Origin of the sequence: Tautonia marina, from assembly GCF_009177065.1 — a bacterium.
GTDB classification, from domain to species: Bacteria; Planctomycetota; Planctomycetia; order Isosphaerales; family Isosphaeraceae; genus Tautonia; species Tautonia marina.
In genome coordinates this window covers 162,704-179,356 of the sequence record NZ_WEZF01000008.1, presented here as the reverse complement: position 1 = coordinate 179,356, position 16,653 = coordinate 162,704, and the positions used below count along the sequence as shown (strand labels likewise).

Sequence of the window (16,653 nt, the reverse complement as noted above, 5' to 3'; positions counted from 1 at the left end):
AGGCTGTCTGGCGGTGGTTCTGTGGTTTGTTGTAAGTTATTGATTGGTATGGGTTTTTGTTGTTTGGTTGGGCGGATCAGTAATAAAGCTGGAAGCGGAGCCAGAGCATGTTGTTATCGATCATCTTTTGATCGGGGAGGGCGTAGAGGACGGGGGAGCCGAAGGAGGCGTATTGCCAGGTGAGGAGGACCTTGGTGAAGCGGTTCGGGTACCAGTTGACGCCGAGGTTGGTGACGGCGGCGGAGTTGCTCCAGAGGTTCGGATCGGCCAGGCCGGCGGTGAAGATGTTCGAGGAGAAGTCGAGGGTGCTGTAGCGGCCGAACAGCTCGATGGCGCCGGGGCCGAACGAGCCTCGCTTGAGGCTGAAGGGACGGAGGGGTTCGACCAGGCTGCGGCGTTCGAGTTCCTCGCCGGTGAGGAAGTAGCCGGCGGCGATGGAGAAGCCGTGCGCGGGAAGGACGGCGGAATTCGGGGCGGTCCGGCTGGGAGCGTACCGCAGGATCGCGCCGTTGTAGTCGGCCAGGAGGGAGAGGGAGCGGTAGAAGTAGGCCATGTGGGCCGACCAGAAGGCTCGCTGGCCTCGTTCGATGACGCCGGGGTTGAAGATCAAAAAGGGAGGGGCGGCGCGGTCGGCGGTGTCGGCGTTCGAGGCGTTGGTGGCGACGCGGAAGGAGTCGGGGACCAGGGGGTTGTCCTGGGTGCCGTAGACGAACGATCCGCCGAGGTTGAGCAGCCGAAGCAAGGTGCCGCGGGGCTGGTCCTGGAAGGGGCGGAGGTTGAAATAGGTCATCAGGTCCTTGTCGTTGTTGTAATCCTCGTACGAGTTGCGCGGACCGTTGACGAGAGCGAGCGCGTAGTCGAGGCGCTCATCGAACAGTTCACCCCAGAACATGGCCCCGACCTGGCGGTTGAGGCCGAGGTTCGAGGTGAACAGGGAGCGTTCGGGGGCGATGAGCCAGAGGTTGGAAACGGCAAACTGCTCGTAGTTTTGGGGCGACTGGAAGCGGCCGACCTTGAACATCAGGCGGTCGTCGGCGTGGACGTTGATAAAGCTGTCGAGGAGGTTCAGGCCACTGAAGCCGCGGTTGATCGAGAAGAGGTATTCGACCGGCCGAGTGACCCGGCCGCCGAACAGGATCCGGTTTCGAGGTTGGTAGAACCCGTCGCGGGCCAGGCCGTCACCGCTGGGGTCGAAGGCGCGGTAATCGGTCTGGCTTTCGAGATTGATCTGGAGCAAGAACTCCTTGTTCTCGCTCTCGAACTGGAATCCCTGGCCGAAGCGGCCAAGGATGGGGACGCGCTCCTCGGCACGCCCCGGAGAGACGGCGGTAATGCCGGGGACGGGGGTGTTTGGCGGATTGCCGAGGGCGGTGCCGGAGCCTCGGGGGACCGAGGTTGAGGTTGAGGCTGGAGGTGGAGTGGATCCGAACGCTTCGGTCAGGGATCGGGAGCCCGCTCCGGGGGCTGGCGGGGCCGTTGGGTTGGGATCGGGAGGGGCCGGGGGCGGGATGGCGATGAGGCGTCGGAGTTCCTGGTTTTCCTCGGTGAGCTGGCGGTTCTGATCTTCGAGGGCGCGGAGGCGGGCCTCGATGGCTTCGAGGCGGTCAATCGGATCGGCGGGGGGAGCGGGGTCGGAAGGAGTGATTGAGGGGTCGAGGGGGGGCAGGGAAAGAGGCGAAGGGGAGGCCGGTTCCGGATCGGAGACCGAACCGTCGTCCTGAGCACCCGCAAGGGTCAGGCCGGGGAGTCCGAGCATGAGCAGACAGAGCAGAGCGGAGCGTTCCCACATCAGCGCGTCGATCTCATTCGGCCAATCCGAATCGTTTCGGCGAGGATTGCGAAGGCACCTCATCGATTGCGATCGGCCGATCGGCCTGTGAGCTTGAGGCGAATGGTGTGGATTGCGAGGGGTTGGCGGGTGGGGCGGCAAAAAGGTTAGACGGGGTCGCCGTTGAGGAAGACGGGGTCGCGGCGGATTTCGCGGCCGGTGCGGACCTCGAAGACGCGGACGGCAAGGGAGGGGACTTCGAGGACGGCGAAGCTGTAGGAGGTCTGGATGCCGGGAACTCCCATGATCGAGCCGGGGTTGACGAGGGTGCCGCCGTTGAAGTGGCGGTCGATCATGGGCAGGTGGGTATGGCCGAGCACGAGGACGGAGGCGTCGGAACGGTCCCAGAATTGCGTCACGGACTCAGGTAAAGGTCGGTAAGGGGTGACGAACTCGGTATCGCTGGCGGGGGAACCGTGGTGGACTTCGATGGTGATGCCCTTGACGGTCAGGGATCGCGAGGCCGGGAGTTGTTCGAGAAACTCCCAGGTGGTGTCGTGCAGGGACGCGGGACGCCAGCCCCGAGGGCCGATGAGCTGCCGGCGTTCGAGGGCCCAGCGATCGTGATTGCCCCGGACGCAGGGGATGCCCAGGCTCTGGACCCGGGCGACAGCGGCATCGGACTGGTAGCCGTAGCCGACGAGATCGCCGGTACAGAGCAGTTGATCGACGCGCAGCGTTTCCAGATGCCGCAGGGCCGACTCCAGGGCTCGGGTGTCTCCGTGAATGTCGCCGAGCAGACCGATTTTCATCGTGTTCCGTTCACTGACCACGACCTCCCCGATTCGGTCGGGGCGGATTGTTGGTACACTCCAGGGGACTCGTTGAACGCCGGCCCCCGATCGTGCGCGGGGAAAGGCCGACGATGAAGAACTTATTATCGTCCGGGACCTCAGTCATGGCCACGCCAATCCCGGCCGAGCTGCGCCGGACTCTGGTACGGGAGCATCCCGAAGCCTGGGTAGATCATCTGCTCGGGGCCTTCCCGCCGGAGTATTGCGAACGGTTCGATGCCGAGACCATTTCGAGACACCTGGGATTGATCCGGGGGCTGGAAGTCGATCGTCCGGTACGGTTGCGAGCCGAGCGGTTGCCGGAGGAGCCGGAGACCTGGCGAGTCGAGATTGCCGGTTACGACGCCTTTCAGTTGCTCTCGACCGTCTGCATGCTGCTGACGGTGGCTCGGCTGTCGATCGTCGAAGCGAGCATCTTCACGTCGGACCCTCCGGCCGAGGAACCGGGATCGGGGGCGGTGGCTGCGACGGTGCGTCCGAGGCCGACGACGCCGGGGGGAGCGGGGCGTTCGGGCTTCTGGAGGCCGGGGGGGGCTCGGCCGCAGCGATCGTCGCAGGCCCCCGATCGCAGGAGGAAAATCCTGGACGTCTTCACGGTCAGGCCGACGAGCGGGAGCGGCTCTCCGGACTGGAAGGCGTTTGAGGAGGAGCTGTCGGAGCTGGCGCAACTGTTGCGCCAGGGGCAGCATGACGAGGTGCATCATCGGCTCATCAGCCGGTTTGCCGCGGCGTTGGGGGATCGTCGGACGATCGGCGGGCCGCTCGATTCGATCTTGCTGGAGATCTCGGCCGAAGGGCCCGAGAAGCCGACGCGGATCGACGTGCGAGCGCGCGACAGCTTCGGGTTCCTGTCGCTGACGGCCTCGGCGTTGGCCCTAAGCGGGTTTCGGATCGTCCGGGCCGACATTTGCACGGTGGCCGATTACGGCTGGGCCGAGGATACGCTCTGGATCACCGACCGATCGGGGCGGCCGATTCTCGATCCTGATCGCCTGCTGGCCTTGAAATATGCCTTGATTCTGATCGAGCATTTCAGCACTCGGCTGCCGAGGGCGACCGATCCGGAATCGGCGTTGATTCACTTCAGCCGGTTCGCCAACGACCTGATGGCGAGGCCGGATCGGGCTCGGGAGTTTGCCGCGCTGGACCGCTCGGAGGTGCTCGACGCTTTGGTTCGGGTGCTGGGTGAGAGCCGGTTTTTATGGGAGGATTTCCTCCAGTCGCAGCCGGAAAACATCTTGCCCTTGATCGACGATCCGCAACGCTGGCGGCGCAGCCCCGACCGCGACGAACTGGCCCGCGATCTGGCCCAGCGCCTGGCCCGAGACGCCGAGCTGGACGACCGTATCCGGGCCCTCAGACGGTTCAAGGACCGCGAGATTTTCCGGGCCGACGTGCGGACGATTCTCGGCCTGAGCGACGGCCCGGAGGGCTTCGCCGACGAATTGACCGACGTGGCCGAGGTGGTGATCGCCTCGGCGCTCGACCTGAGCATCGAACGGCTCGGGCCGGAGCGGCCCAGGCGGGGGGATGGGAGTCCGGTGCCCGTTTCCATTTGCGCTCTGGGGAAGTTCGGCGGCCGAGAGCTGGGATTTGCGTCGGACCTGGAGCTGATGGTCGTCTGGGACGATCACGACCAGTCGGCCTCGGCGCAGGGGGCGTCGGCCTCGGAGTACTTCGATCGGATTGTGACGACGCTTCGCCAGGTGCTCGGCGTGCGGCACGGGGCGACCTTCGAGCCCGATTTCCGCCTGCGGCCGTATGGCAAAGGAGGACCGCCGGCCACGGCCCTGTCGTTGTTCGAATCGTATTACCGGGCCGGAGGAGCCGCCTGGGCCTATGAACGGCAAGCCCTGATCCGCCTGCGAGCGGTGGCCGGCGATCGGGAGCTGGGAGCGTTGCTCGAACAGCATCGAGACGCGTTTGTGTACGGTCCCGAACCGCTCGACCACGAGGCCCTGCGGAAGATGCGATCGATGCAGCTTCGGCAGCTCATCCGGCCGGGGACGATCAACGCGAAGCTCAGCCCGGGGGCCCTGGTCGATATCGAATATGCCGTGCAGGCGCTCCAAATTCACCACGGACGGGAGAATCCGGCCCTGCGATGCCCGAGCACGCTGGGGGCGATCGAGGCGCTTTGTGAGGCCGGGCACCTCGACCGGGAGACGGCGGCGACTCTGAGCGACGGCTGCCGGTTCTTCCGATCGTTGATCGGAGCGTTGCGGGTGGTGCGAGGCAACGCCGAGGATTTGACGGTTCCGCCCGCCACGTCGGACGACTTCGCCCAGCTGGCGAGACGGATGCGGATGGACTCGGCCGAGACGCTCCGGCAGCGGTTGCAGCATCAGCTCGAGGGGGTGAAACGGGCCGTGGACCGCGTGCTGGAGCCGCTTGGTTAGGACAAGGGATCAGTTCGATCAACGCCGCGAGGCAAGGCGAGCGGGGCGCGGTCGGATCGAGGGATGGTAAGGCGAGAGCCCCCTCAGACCTGGTTCGGAGGACGCCTGGCGTAAGGTTCGGGAATCTGGGCTCTTGCGTTGGGCGGGTCGGATCGGGTATTTCATTGCTCCAAGCCAGGATCGAATCCAAACGGCATGGTTGCGCGCTGTGCGTTGTCGACCGTGCAGGGAGAATGCCGCGCGTTTTTCTTGATCAATCCGCAGACCGACATCCCGCTCCTCTCCCCTCTCTCTCACGGAGTCCCTCCCAGCGATGGCTATGACCCCCGCCGACGTTCAGAAGATGGCCAAGGACGCCGGTATCCAGATTGTGGACCTGCGCTTCATCGACCTGCCCGGCATCTGGCAGCACTTTTCGATCCCGGTACGCAACCTCACCGACGACCTGTTCGAGGACGGGCTGGGATTCGACGGTTCGAGCATCCGGGGCTACCAGCAGATTCAGGAAAGCGACATGCTGCTGCGGCCGGATCCGAGCACCGCGAAGCTCGATCCGTTCATGGCCGCGCCGACCTTGAGCCTGATCTGCAATGTGTACGACCCGGTGACGCTTGAGCCGTACAACCGCGACCCGCGGTACATCGCCCTGAAGGCGGAGCAGTACCTCAAGTCGACCGGCATTGCCGACGTCAGCTACTGGGGTCCCGAGGCCGAGTTCTTCCTGTTCGACGACGTGCGCTACGAGCAGTCGTCGAGCACCGGGTTCTACAAGATCGACTCGAAGGAGGCGATCTGGAACTCGGCCAAGGACGAAGGGCCGAACCTCGGCTACAAGCTGCGGCACAAGGAAGGGTACTTCCCCGTTCCGCCGGCCGACACGCTGCAGGACATCCGATCTGAGATGATCCTGGTGATGGAAGAGCTGGGCATTCCGATCGACCTGCACCACCACGAGGTCGGCACCGCCGGCCAGTGCGAGATCGGCATGCGGTTCGACACCTTGCGGGAGATGGCCGACAAGGTCCTCTACTACAAGTACGTCATCAAGAACGTGGCGCGCAAGCACGGCAAGACCGCGACGTTCATGCCCAAGCCGATGTTCGGCGACAATGGCTCGGGAATGCACACGCACCAGAGCCTCTGGAAGGGGGACACGAACCTCTTCTTCGACGACACGAAGTACGCCGGACTGTCGGACACGGCCCGCCACTACATCGGCGGCCTGTTGAAGCACGCCGACAGCCTGCTGGCCCTGACGAACCCGACGACCAACTCGTACCGTCGGCTCGTCCCCGGTTACGAGGCCCCGGTGAACCTGGTGTATAGCCAGCGGAACCGCTCGGCCGCCATCCGGATTCCGCTCTACAGCAAGAGCGCCAAGGGCAAGCGGATTGAGTTCCGCTGCCCCGACCCGTCGTGCAACCCGTACCTGGCCTTCACGGCGCTCTTGATGGCCGGGCTCGACGGCATCCAGAACAAGATCGATCCGGGCGAGCCGATGGACCGCGACCTTTACGACCTCGAACCCGAAGAGGCCGTGAAGATCCAGAGCACCCCGCACTCGCTGGCCGAGGCGCTCAACGCCCTGGAGAAGGATCACGACTACCTGCTCAAGGGAGACGTGTTCACCCCGGACGTGATCGACACCTGGATCAGCTACAAGCGCGAGCGGGAACTCGAACAGGTTAACCTCCGACCGGTTCCGTACGAGTTCTACCTCTACTTCGACATCTGATCGGATCGCCAGGCATTTCCGGAATCCCCCCGGCCGATGGCAAGATGAGAGGTGCCGTCGGCCGGGAGTTCGGATCGTCTCGTCGCCCGCACAGACCACAACGGCCCGGCTTCGACCCTGTTGAGGGGAATCGAAGCCGGGCCGTTGTTCGTTGCGAGGATTGAATCGGCCGGAGGGAGAGGAAACCGGCCGAGCCGAGTGAGTGGGGCGATCGAGCCAGCTCTCGATCAGCGGGAGCCGCCCATCGAGGGAAGTTCGGGGCCGCCCTGGGGGACCTTGGCGAGGTAGGTATCGGGGTCGTCCTCCACCGATCCTTCACAGCCGGCGCAGCAAACGAACACGTCTCGGTTCTTGACGGTGACCTTGATGGGCACGCCCATCGAGCCGAGCGGCTCGTCCGAAACCGGGCAGGTCTTCTGGACCAGGGCCAGCTCGGCGTCAGCTTCCGGAAGCTGGCGAATCATCTCGATTTGCTCGGAGGTCAGCGCGCCCTCGGAGGCTTCCGCGCCGGTTTCGGTCGTCTCCGCAGCAGCGTCACCGGGCGTTTCCGTCGTCGGGGCCGGTTCGACCGGCGCTTCCTCCTTCGGAGCACATCCGGTCACCAGGGCGAACATCAGGGCCAAAGCCGCCCAGGGGGCAATCCAGCGCGTCATGTGTGCGAATTCCCTTACGGTTCGATTGTGTTGTCCATCCACGGGCGATTGGCCCCAGGACCAATCCGGGGGCCGGTCTGCCAGTGTAGTTTCCTCGAACAATTGTAGGGTTCTGGTTCGTGTTGAACCAGTCTTCAGCCGGTCGGGTACGGACAAGGTGAGGTGAATGCCCTGGAATGGCCATCAGGACCATCCGCGAAACTTCATCACTCTTAACTTATCACTAAGTGCATCCACGATGTCGCGCGCCAACTTTTCCCAAATTTCTTCTTGCTTGTGTTTGCGCATGCGACTCAATGGTGTCGAAGGTGGATTAACCGCCTGGAATTTTGAAAGCTTTGGAGTGTCTATAAAGAGGCTCGGGCTTATGATGACCGGCATGATGTAGGCTCCGTCACTCTCGGCGGTGCTCGGGGCGATCCTTGTTCGAGGGGCTGACGAGTTCGACCGCGGCCACGAGTCGGCGGCCGGATCGGGTGTCGTAGACGAGGACGGCGTACTCGTTTGGGGAAGGCGGTTCGGTGGCCACGGCAAGGGTCGGTTGTGGGGGGGCCCAGACGGCGGCTGTGGGTCCGCCGCCGTTGGACTTGGTGGGGGGGGGCTGGTCCCGGGCCCTCGTTCTCGCCGGAGGTGGCCACGTCGATCTTGATCGCGGCCCCGAGGTGGACCTGGGGCTCAGCGATGTAGCGGGAGGGTCATTCCCGGTTGAGCCCCTGGACGATCAATTATGGGCCAGCCGCCGTGGAATCCTTCCCACGATCGGCGGTCGGACAGGGGCGGGCGGAAGTGGTCGCGGAGTGGCATGGGGGAGTCCTCCTCCGCGACAGTGTACGAGCCCTCGGTGGGAGTCGTCGCCGGGGATCGCTCAGGTGTTCACGAGACGGGATTCTCCTCGGACCATCTGGCGGGTCATGACGGCGAAGTGGGTGTGCATGACGCAGCGGGTGGCGAAGGTGAAGAGGAAGCGAAGGGGCCGGCGGCGGAGGAGGAGCTTGCGGAGGGTGCGGGCGTAGACGGGGCGGAAGGGCTTGGTGCGGGGGTCGCGCCAGATGCGGCCGAGGATGGTCAGGGCGGCGATAACGATGCCGATGTGCTGGAGGACGTACGAGACGGGGCGGTGGCGGCGCATCCAGCGCATCTTGGCGGCGCCGAGGGGGATGGCGTTGTCGGCGAAGAGGGAATCGAAGCGCTTGAAGTATTCTTCGGGGTCGTAAAGGCGATCCATCAGGTCGAGCCAGCCGTCTCGCATTTCGTGGACGGACATCTGGAGCGGGATGATGTTGGTGGCGATGGCGGGGTCGTCGGCGGCGGCGTTGTCGAGGCGGCCTTCGGCGAGGAGGCGGTCGTAGAGCGGGGTGCTGGGAATGGCCGAGAGCATGCCGGCCATGACGTTCGGGATGCGGGCGGCGGTGAGGAACTCGAACTGGCGGTCGAAGACGGTGAGGTCGTCGGAGTCGAAGCCGACGATCATGCCGGCGTACACCTCGATCCCGGCGTCCTGGATCTTGTGGACGCGGTCGATCATCGTGAAGCCCTTCTTCACGTTCTGGATCTTCTTGGTCTCGAGCAGGGCCTCCTCGTCGGGGCTCTCGATGCCGACGAAGACAGTGTTCATGCTGGCCTCGGACATCAGCTGGAGCATCTCGTCGTCTTCGGAGAGGTTCAGGCTGGCCTCGGTGCCGAGGACGACGGGGTAGCCGTTCTTGCGCTGCCAGGCGATGATGGCGCGGAGGATCTCCTTGGCGGCCTTCTTGTTGCCGATGAAGTTGTCATCGACGAGGAAGATCATGCGGGCCCCCTGGCGGTACTGGTAGTCGATCTCCTCGACGACCATCTCGGGGGTCTTGATGCGGGGGCGGCGGCCGAAGATGACGATGATGTCGCAGAACTCGCACTGGAAGGGGCAGCCGCGGGAGGTCTGGACGCATCCCATGGCGTACTCGTCGAACTTGACGAGGTCGTAGCGCGGCATGGGGACCTTGGTCATGTCGGTCTTGTCGGCCTGCTCGTAGCGATCGGCGTGCTCGCCGCGCTTCCAGTCCTCGAGGAACTTCGGCCAGGTGTCCTCGGCCTCGCCGATGAAGGTGACGTCGACGAGCCCCTCGAAGGGTTCCCAGCCCTCGGCGACGGTGATCCAGGGGCCGCCGACGATGGTGAAGTGGCCGCGGGCCTTGAGCTCCTGGAGGATCTCGACCATCCGGTCGCGCTGGACGGTCATGCCGGTGACGCCGATCAGGTCGAAGCCGTCGAGGGCGTCGAAGTCGAGGTCGTCGATGTTTTCATCAATGACGACGATTTCGTGTTCGTCGGGGGTCAGTCCGGCGATGGTCGGCAGGGCCAGCACGGGCATGTTGCACTTCTTGCCCATCAGCGGCAGGCCGTGGTTGAGCCCCCAGAACGAGGTCGGGAATCGCGGATTGATCAGGCAGATGCGGGCCATGGGCAAGTCCGATCCTTCGGGTTGGGACGGGACGACGGGGCGTTTGGAACGTCTGGGTCACGAACAAAACCGCGCAAAAAGAGGGGGTTGAATGAGGCTAACCGCGATGGGTGTCTCATGCCAACGGGAAGTTCCCGGAAATTGGCGGAGGATCGGGACATGCTCGAAGTCCTTTTGCCTTGCGAGAGCGACGGTTTGGCACTGATTCGTCGCCAGGCTCGGACGGCTCAACACGGCGTTCGAGTCGTTTGCGTTCGACGCAAGGCGAGAAGGCATGCTGGCGGGTGGGCGGTCCTCGAAGGACAATCGATCACCTCGCCCGGCGGAAAAAACGCCGGGAGGCAGAGCGGCAGGATGGGGGGCAGTCGTGTAAGTCGTTGAGGTGACGTGGCTTATCCAATTGGTTGTGGGGTGGTATGGGCCTTGCATGGCAGCGTGCGTCAAGTGTTCGCCGGTTCGTTCCCGATCCTTCTCGGAGTCTCTCTGATGCGTCGTCGCGGGTTTACGTTGATCGAGTTGCTGGTGGTCATCGCCATTATCGGTGTTCTGATCGCGCTGTTGCTTCCGGCGGTGCAATCGGCCCGAGAGGCGGCGCGTCGGATGCAATGCACGAACAACCTGAAACAGCTTGGGCTGGCCCTGCACAACTATCACGATGCGATCGGCGGCCTGCCGCCGACGCTGGTGATCACGGGGACCGGGGGGGCCGTGGCATGGACGAACAGCTTCGGCGCTCACCCTCGGATCCTGCCGTATGCCGAGCAGGGGGCGATCTTCAATGCGTTAAACTTCGATCTCGAGATGTATGATCCGTCGAATTTGACCGCGACTGCAACCCGGCTCTCGTTGCTGGTCTGCCCGAGTGAAGTCCAGCAGGAGTTTACCCACGATCGGGGAGGTCGGATGAGCGTTTGCAATTATGGCTATTGCACGGGAGACTGGTTTGTTTGGGGAGGGACCGGAACGACCGTGAAGGGGCGATCGGCCTTCGGCCCGATGCTCTCGCGGAACTGGGCGTCGTTTCGGGATGGCCTGAGCAACACGATCTTGCTTTCCGAGGGGAAGTCGTACCAGGAGTATTACCGGGACTGCCCGACGCTCGCAAATATCAACAATCCGGCCAACGTCCCTCCGCCGGATGCCGATCCCCACACGGTCGCCCCTGAATACCTTGGCGGATGTGCCTTTCGAGCCGAAGGGCACAACGAGTGGGTCGAGTCGGCCACGCACCACACTGGCTTCACGACCGCCTGGCCCCCGAACCGGAAGATCTCCGGCGGCCCGAACGGCGAGTACGCCGACCTCGATTTGACGAGCAAGCGCGAAAAGACCGGTGGGCCGACCTTCGCCGCCATCACCGCCCGAAGCTATCACCCCGGTGGTGTCAACGCACTCTTTGGCGATGGCAGCGTACGCTTCGTCAAGGAGACGATCAACGGCTTCACCTGGCGAGCACTGGGGACCGTGGCAGGGGGTGAAGTGGTGAGCGCCGATTCGTACTGACGTTCGATCACGCAAGGAGAATGTGGCACGGGGCGGGATGCGTGGAGACTCGCTTTCGCCCTTTATTGTTGTGTTGTGTTCTGTGGATATTTCTTGGCAATCCTGCGGGGTGCCGAGCGTGACGCCTTGCCTACCGGTCTGGTCCCGCAGGTCGAGCAGTGGTTTGACGGCGCCTTGCACGCGGCTCTCAACCCGCCCGGCCCCGTCCGGACGGAATCGGTGCCCGGGACCGAGTATCCGCGATCGTGTGCCAAACGCATTGGCCGACCGATGAGCGACGCGGACCTGGCCGCGAAGCGGTACGTCGTCGCTGGCGGCACGCCCTACGGCTCGGAGGACTGGACCCAGAGCACTGCCTCGACGCGGGGCTTGGAATCGAGCCTGCGGCCATGGTGACGATTGAGGGAGCAATAAATTGAGAATGCTTTTTATTTTGTTTTGAGAATCCATTGTTTTCCCGGATATTCGAACCTTTTGGAAATATCCTTGACTCCCTCCTTCTAACCGAGTGATAGTGGAAGTGGATTGATCCGTTTTCGGAGAGGCGGATTGACCAGGTCACGAGGGCTCTTATTGTGCGTTCGGGTTGCGCGCAAGGGAGCTTTTTTTCTTGTGCCGGCGCGACATGCTCGGCCAAGGGTCGGGCAGACTGCCCTTCCCAGGGTTTTTCCTCGTGCCGACCGTGTTGGGAGAAGGGAGGTTCCAATGTGTCACTATGTGTTCCGACGTTCCCTCCCGTGCTTTGTTGTTGTGGTGTTCCTTTTAGCTGTCGCCTCTGAGCCAGTCCAGGCCCAGATGAGAGGCTACCAGGGGCGGAACCCTGAGGGAGGGTCACAGGACGGCCAGCTTGGCTACGACGTTGGTTACACTCTCGGCTATTTGGGCGGCTTGGCCATCCAAGAGATGGCTCGCCAGTCGATGCAACAGCCCTATCGGCCCACCAACCCCGGCTGGACGTCTCCCCGTCCACCGTATCGACCGCCCAACTTCTATGAGCCGCCCATCTACATCCAGCCACAGCCCACCTACATCCAGCCACAGCCCACCTACATCCAGCCGCCGCAGCCGACGGTCTACTCTCAGCCGCAGCCCACGGTCACGACGGCACCTGCTCCCGCCGCGGCCCCCTCGCCGCCACAAAACGTCGTGCCTGCGGCCGCGCCCGCACCGCCGTCGAACACGATCCCGCAGGCTCCCCAGCGGGCGAAGGTGCCGGCCAACCAGGTCGTCTCCCTCTCGCTGGTCAACAACCTCCGTCGCGATGAGGTCCTGCAACTGACCGAACAGGCGATCGACGAGGAGGTCGAGTCCTTCCGCAATTCGGCCGAGAAGCTCGGCCTGGAGCCGAACCGGGTCGAGAATGACCTCCGACAGGTGGCGGCTACTCACGGCGCCTCGGCAGACCAGCTCGACCGGCTTGCCCAAGCCTCCCGCGACGGCGACGGCGACGCTGTGGCCAACATCCTCAAGAACCAGCTCGGCGTCGATGCCTCCGTGGCTCAGCTGCACAAGGCTCGGGTCGAATCGTCGAAGGCGCTCGACGACTTCCAGCGCCTGGCGGCCGGCGGTGCCTCGAAGACCCAGCTTGATCGCTCGCGGCGGGAGGTCTCCCGATCGCTTCAGTCGCTCTGGGCGGCCGAGCCCAATTCGGCCAGCAAGCTTGGCATCAGCATGATGGCCGACGAGCTCGAACGACGGGCTGGGCTGATCGGTCGGCTAGCCGAGATCCGGGACATCTCCTCGGGGTCGATCGACCCGTTCACCGGCCCCGGATTGACCGGCGGCCCGATCCTCATCGTCTCCAACCCCGCCTTGCCCAGCGATGCCACGGCCTTGCTCTGGCAAGACGTCGTGCTCGTCGGCACCGGAGGCGACGGTAGTCTCAACGTCGAAACGGGCCAACCCTCTGACATCGGCGTGCCGATTGTCGACGGCCGACCGGTTGACGAGGCCGCTCCCGACTCCTCCCAGGCCCGCCGGGACCTCACCGTCATCGTGATGAACCCGCCTGAAACCGGAGGCTCGACCACCTTCCTCATCGAAGGCACTCAGTACTCGCTGCAACCGGGAGAGTCGGTCACCAAGACCGGCCGGACGAGCTGGATTATCTCCTTCGACCGCGGCGGCAGCTTCGGCCCGGCCCGCTACAAGCTGACCCCGGAAACCTATGCCTTCCGCGTCACCGACGACAAGGGCTGGGACCTGCGCCGCAAGACCTTCGAAATCACCCTGGATAACTCCGAAAACTCGAACGACTTCCACTATGTGCTCGACAACACCGTGGGCGTAGTCCGAGGGGGAGCGAAGGCCACCCTCACCAGCAAATGGCCGATCCTGCTGACCTTCGACCGAGGCAACGGCGATGTCGCAATCAAGGAGCTGACCGAAGGCACCTTCTCCGTCGGTGTCGATGCCGACGAGCAACTGCTCGACATCTTCCCCACCGACGTTCATCGCTCTCTCGCCCACCGCTAGGGGGCGACCGCTGAGAGACTCGTTCGGATGGCTGGGGTCATCGTGACCCCAGCCTGGTCGGGCTCGGGGACAAGTAATAAAGGGGATATTCTAGAATTAAGATGTCATGAAAAAAGCAATTTGTTTTTAATCGTTAAATCTTGGATTGCTTGAATCATTTTGTGGAAGTTTATAGCGTTTATTTGATGCTGTGATTCGTTTCGGAGTGATGGGTTGTAGAGGGGGATGGGACGGGCTCCCAAGATTGGGAGGAGGGTGAGGGGGCCGTCGTAAGTGGGACGGTGGGGCGATGGACGACGGGGGCAGTGGATGGGTAGGAATTGTTGCCTCTCGTCAAGACGATGGAGGAACGAATCGTCGAGCGGGCCGGGGCAGGAATTCAAGGGGATGCGTTTTTCCTCGTCAAGGCGTGAAGAGGAGGAACGACTCGTTTTTGTGTTTGTTCTGTAATCTGTATGGGTTAATTCGATTTCTGTTTCTGAGAACATCATGCGTGCTCATTTCATTGTTGCTGCGGAAGCGGTACTCCTTGGGAGGTGCTGGGCGAGGTTCAGGCACCTCAGTCGCCAGGACTCGCCTCTGGACCCGCAAGAGGTGTGGGAGCGAATGGCGCGAGGGGGCGGGCGGTGGGACCGGAGGTATCCGCCTCAGGCCGTGGTGAGGTTGATCATGGTTCTATACCGCCGGTCGCGCGTGTACCGAAATCATCTGGTCGGGATTGAGAAGCATTATGATGTGTCGAACGAATTTTACGAATTGTTTCTGGACAGGGAGTTCATGTTCTACTCTTTCGGGGATTTTCTTCGGGCGGGAGAAACCCTTGAGGAGGCTCAGGAGAACAAGGCGACCTTCATTGCCGGTCTGATCGATCCGCATCCGGGCGAGGTGATTCTCGAAATTGGGTGTGGTTGGGGGGCCATGATGAAGAAAATCGCTCGGATGACGAACGACACGGATAACCTGGTCGGGTACACGCTTTCGAGGGAGCAGGTTGATTTTGTCAGGGAAACTCTTGGCTTTCGCGTCGAATTCAAGGATGCGATCGCGTGCGAGTATCCGAAGGAGCATTTTGACAAGATCTATTCGATTGGGACCATGGAGCATGTGAGGACGCATCAATTAGAGATGTTTTCAAGGAAGCTTCGCGATGCGCTGAAGCCAGGGGGACGCATCGTTCACCATTTCTTTTGCAAGAGCACTCCCGGGACGGTGCCGACGATCCTTCCCGGATTCGAGGTGTTTCCGGGGTCCGAGCTGGCTGCGCTGGAAGAACACCTGAGGGTATTTGACAAGGTTGGCGTTCGGATCGTCCACCACTCGATCCACGACTATCGCCCGACGCTGGAAGCCTGGTTCAACCGGCTCGCCGAGAATCAAGAAAGGGCGATCGAACTGGTCGGCGTCAGGACCGTGAATCACTACCTGGCATATCTGGCGAATGCGTGGAGGGTCTTCGACGACAGGGATCTCATTCCCATGCGGGTTGCTTTGGAAAAGACAAATTGACGGTCGAGGAAACCAAGAGAGATCGAGCTGAACACGTTTGGAAGGTTCTCGCGCGTTCAAATCAGGTCAGCACTTGCGTGTTCGTGTTCAAGTCCCGAGGGGATGGGTCGTTGCCGGGGTGCGGAACTGGCCTTTAGAATCGCGGGGGGAAGGCGCGAGGGAACCATCGGCAGCGGGAGGGTGGGACGATGGACGACGCCGGAGGGGGCGAGGGCGGGCCGGGAGCGTCGGTGTCGGCGAAGCTGCAATTGAAGCTGCCGGGGGGGACGCTTGATCTGGATGTGCGGCTGCCGACCCGGCCGGTGGAGCTGGAGGAACTGCTGCCTTTGGCCAGGGCCTTGGAGGACCGGGTGGTCGAGCTGGCAGTCCATCAGGTCGAATCGACCGGGCGTCGGGTGTCGTGCAAGGCGGGGTGCGGAGCGTGTTGCAGGCAGCTCGTGCCGGTCTCCGAAGTGGAGGCGCGGCGGATCGCGGCGATGGTCGAGGGAATGCCGGAGCCGAGGCGGTCGGCGGTGTTCGATCGGTTTGAGGAGGCCCGGAGACGGCTCGACGAGGCGGGATTGCTGGAGCCGTTGCGGTCGGAGGAGCGCCGGACGATGGACCGCGAGGCGAGGGGCCAGTTGGGGCGCGACTACTTCGCAGTGGGGGTCCCCTGCCCGTTTCTGGAGGATGAGTCGTGCTCGATCCACCCGGAGCGTCCCCTGGTTTGTCGCGAGTACCTGGTGACCTCGCCGGCCGAGCACTGCGCGAAGCCGACGCCGGGGGCGGTGGAAGGAGTGGAGCTGCCGGGCTCGCTCTGGATGGCGTTGGCGAGGTTGTGTGACCCGTCTCCCGAAGCTGAAACGATCGGATGGGTCCCGCTGGTGCTGGCCCCCGAGTGGGCGGCCTTGCATCGGGAAGGGCCGCCGCTCCGGCCGGCCCCGGATGTGTTCCGCGACCTGATTGACCGGTTTGCGCGCCAATCCTCGCCGATGCGTGCGGAGGAGCGCGGCGGGGGTGATCAGGGGTTGGGCGTGCCGGGGGGAGAGGGTTCGGGAGCTTGATCCGATCGGGAGCCGATGGTCACGTCGGGGCAAGGGCAAGGGCAGAAGGCCGACCAGGAGATGCAAGGACGCGGCTCTTTCCCCGGACCTGTGAGTTCATCAAGAGAACGGCGCGAGAGGAAATGGAATCGGGGACAGACTCCTCGATGAGCGGGAGCCTGTCCCCGTTGTTGGGTCGGTTCCACACACGCGAGGGCCGCGTGAGTGGTTCATCCGGGGCATTCTCTGGCGGTCGAAGGCCCTTTCTCGATTCGGCGAGTCAGGAGCCGCAGGTCGG

Annotated in this window: 13 protein-coding genes; 7 read left to right on the top strand and 6 right to left on the bottom strand. The window is 63.4% G+C overall.

From position 1 onward, the window contains the following. Positions 1–76: 76 nt before the first annotated feature. A complete protein-coding gene (locus GA615_RS11855; RefSeq protein WP_161602298.1) occupies positions 77–1,789 on the bottom strand; it encodes a porin in 1,713 nt (570 codons plus the stop codon). Between the two features lie 146 nt (positions 1,790–1,935). Next, the gene (locus GA615_RS11850) at positions 1,936–2,580 is read right to left on the bottom strand and encodes a metallophosphoesterase family protein (RefSeq protein ID WP_152051504.1); all 645 of its coding nucleotides are present in this window, start codon (positions 2,578–2,580) and stop codon (positions 1,936–1,938) included. 146 nt (positions 2,581–2,726) lie between these two features. On the opposite strand from GA615_RS11850, the gene GA615_RS11845 reads away from it, so the two are divergent. Both GA615_RS11845 and glnA read left to right on the top strand, forming a co-directional pair. After that, positions 2,727–5,021: a [protein-PII] uridylyltransferase family protein gene (locus tag GA615_RS11845; protein WP_161602297.1), complete on the top strand. Its 2,295-nt coding sequence runs from the start codon at positions 2,727–2,729 to the stop codon at positions 5,019–5,021. Positions 5,022–5,340: 319 nt separating this feature from the next. Beyond that, a complete protein-coding gene (gene glnA, locus GA615_RS11840) occupies positions 5,341–6,756 on the top strand; it encodes a type I glutamate--ammonia ligase (RefSeq protein ID WP_152051579.1) in 1,416 nt (471 codons plus the stop codon). A gap of 227 nt (positions 6,757–6,983) precedes the next feature. On the opposite strand, the gene GA615_RS11835 is transcribed toward glnA, so the two are convergent. From GA615_RS11835 to GA615_RS11825, 4 genes are all read right to left on the bottom strand, one after another. Next, positions 6,984–7,409 carry a hypothetical protein gene (locus GA615_RS11835; protein ID WP_152051502.1) on the bottom strand — a complete coding sequence of 142 codons (426 nt, stop codon included), beginning with the start codon at positions 7,407–7,409 and terminating at the stop codon, positions 6,984–6,986. Positions 7,410–7,592: 183 nt separating this feature from the next. Next, positions 7,593–7,790 carry a hypothetical protein gene (locus GA615_RS11830; protein ID WP_152051501.1) on the bottom strand — a complete coding sequence of 66 codons (198 nt, stop codon included), beginning with the start codon at positions 7,788–7,790 and terminating at the stop codon, positions 7,593–7,595. Between the two features lie 13 nt (positions 7,791–7,803). Next, on the bottom strand, positions 7,804–7,938 hold the full coding sequence (locus GA615_RS28435) for a hypothetical protein (protein ID WP_261343941.1): 135 nt from the start codon (positions 7,936–7,938) through the stop codon (positions 7,804–7,806). 336 nt (positions 7,939–8,274) lie between these two features. Next, a complete protein-coding gene (locus GA615_RS11825) occupies positions 8,275–9,849 on the bottom strand; it encodes a DUF4070 domain-containing protein (protein ID WP_152051500.1) in 1,575 nt (524 codons plus the stop codon). 486 nt (positions 9,850–10,335) lie between these two features. Between GA615_RS11825 and GA615_RS11820 the strand changes: the two genes are divergently transcribed. The 5 genes from GA615_RS11820 (at position 10,336) to GA615_RS11800 (ending at position 16,376) form a co-directional block, all read left to right on the top strand. Continuing rightward, positions 10,336–11,352 (top strand): DUF1559 domain-containing protein, encoded by a 1,017-nt coding sequence (locus GA615_RS11820; RefSeq protein WP_152051499.1) that lies wholly within the window; start codon positions 10,336–10,338, stop codon positions 11,350–11,352. A 126-nt stretch (positions 11,353–11,478) separates the two neighbouring features. After that, entirely contained in the window at positions 11,479–11,748 is a 270-nt protein-coding gene (locus GA615_RS11815) for a hypothetical protein (RefSeq protein WP_161602296.1), read from the top strand. A 399-nt stretch (positions 11,749–12,147) separates the two neighbouring features. Next, a complete protein-coding gene (locus GA615_RS11810) occupies positions 12,148–13,827 on the top strand; it encodes a hypothetical protein (RefSeq protein ID WP_161602295.1) in 1,680 nt (559 codons plus the stop codon). A 669-nt stretch (positions 13,828–14,496) separates the two neighbouring features. Next, complete coding sequence (locus GA615_RS11805; protein WP_161602294.1) at positions 14,497–15,333, top strand: class I SAM-dependent methyltransferase; 837 nt, start codon at positions 14,497–14,499, stop codon at positions 15,331–15,333. Between the two features lie 188 nt (positions 15,334–15,521). After that, positions 15,522–16,376, top strand: coding sequence for a YkgJ family cysteine cluster protein (locus GA615_RS11800; protein WP_152051495.1), 855 nt, complete (start codon positions 15,522–15,524; stop codon positions 16,374–16,376). The last annotated feature ends 277 nt before the right edge of the window (positions 16,377–16,653 follow it).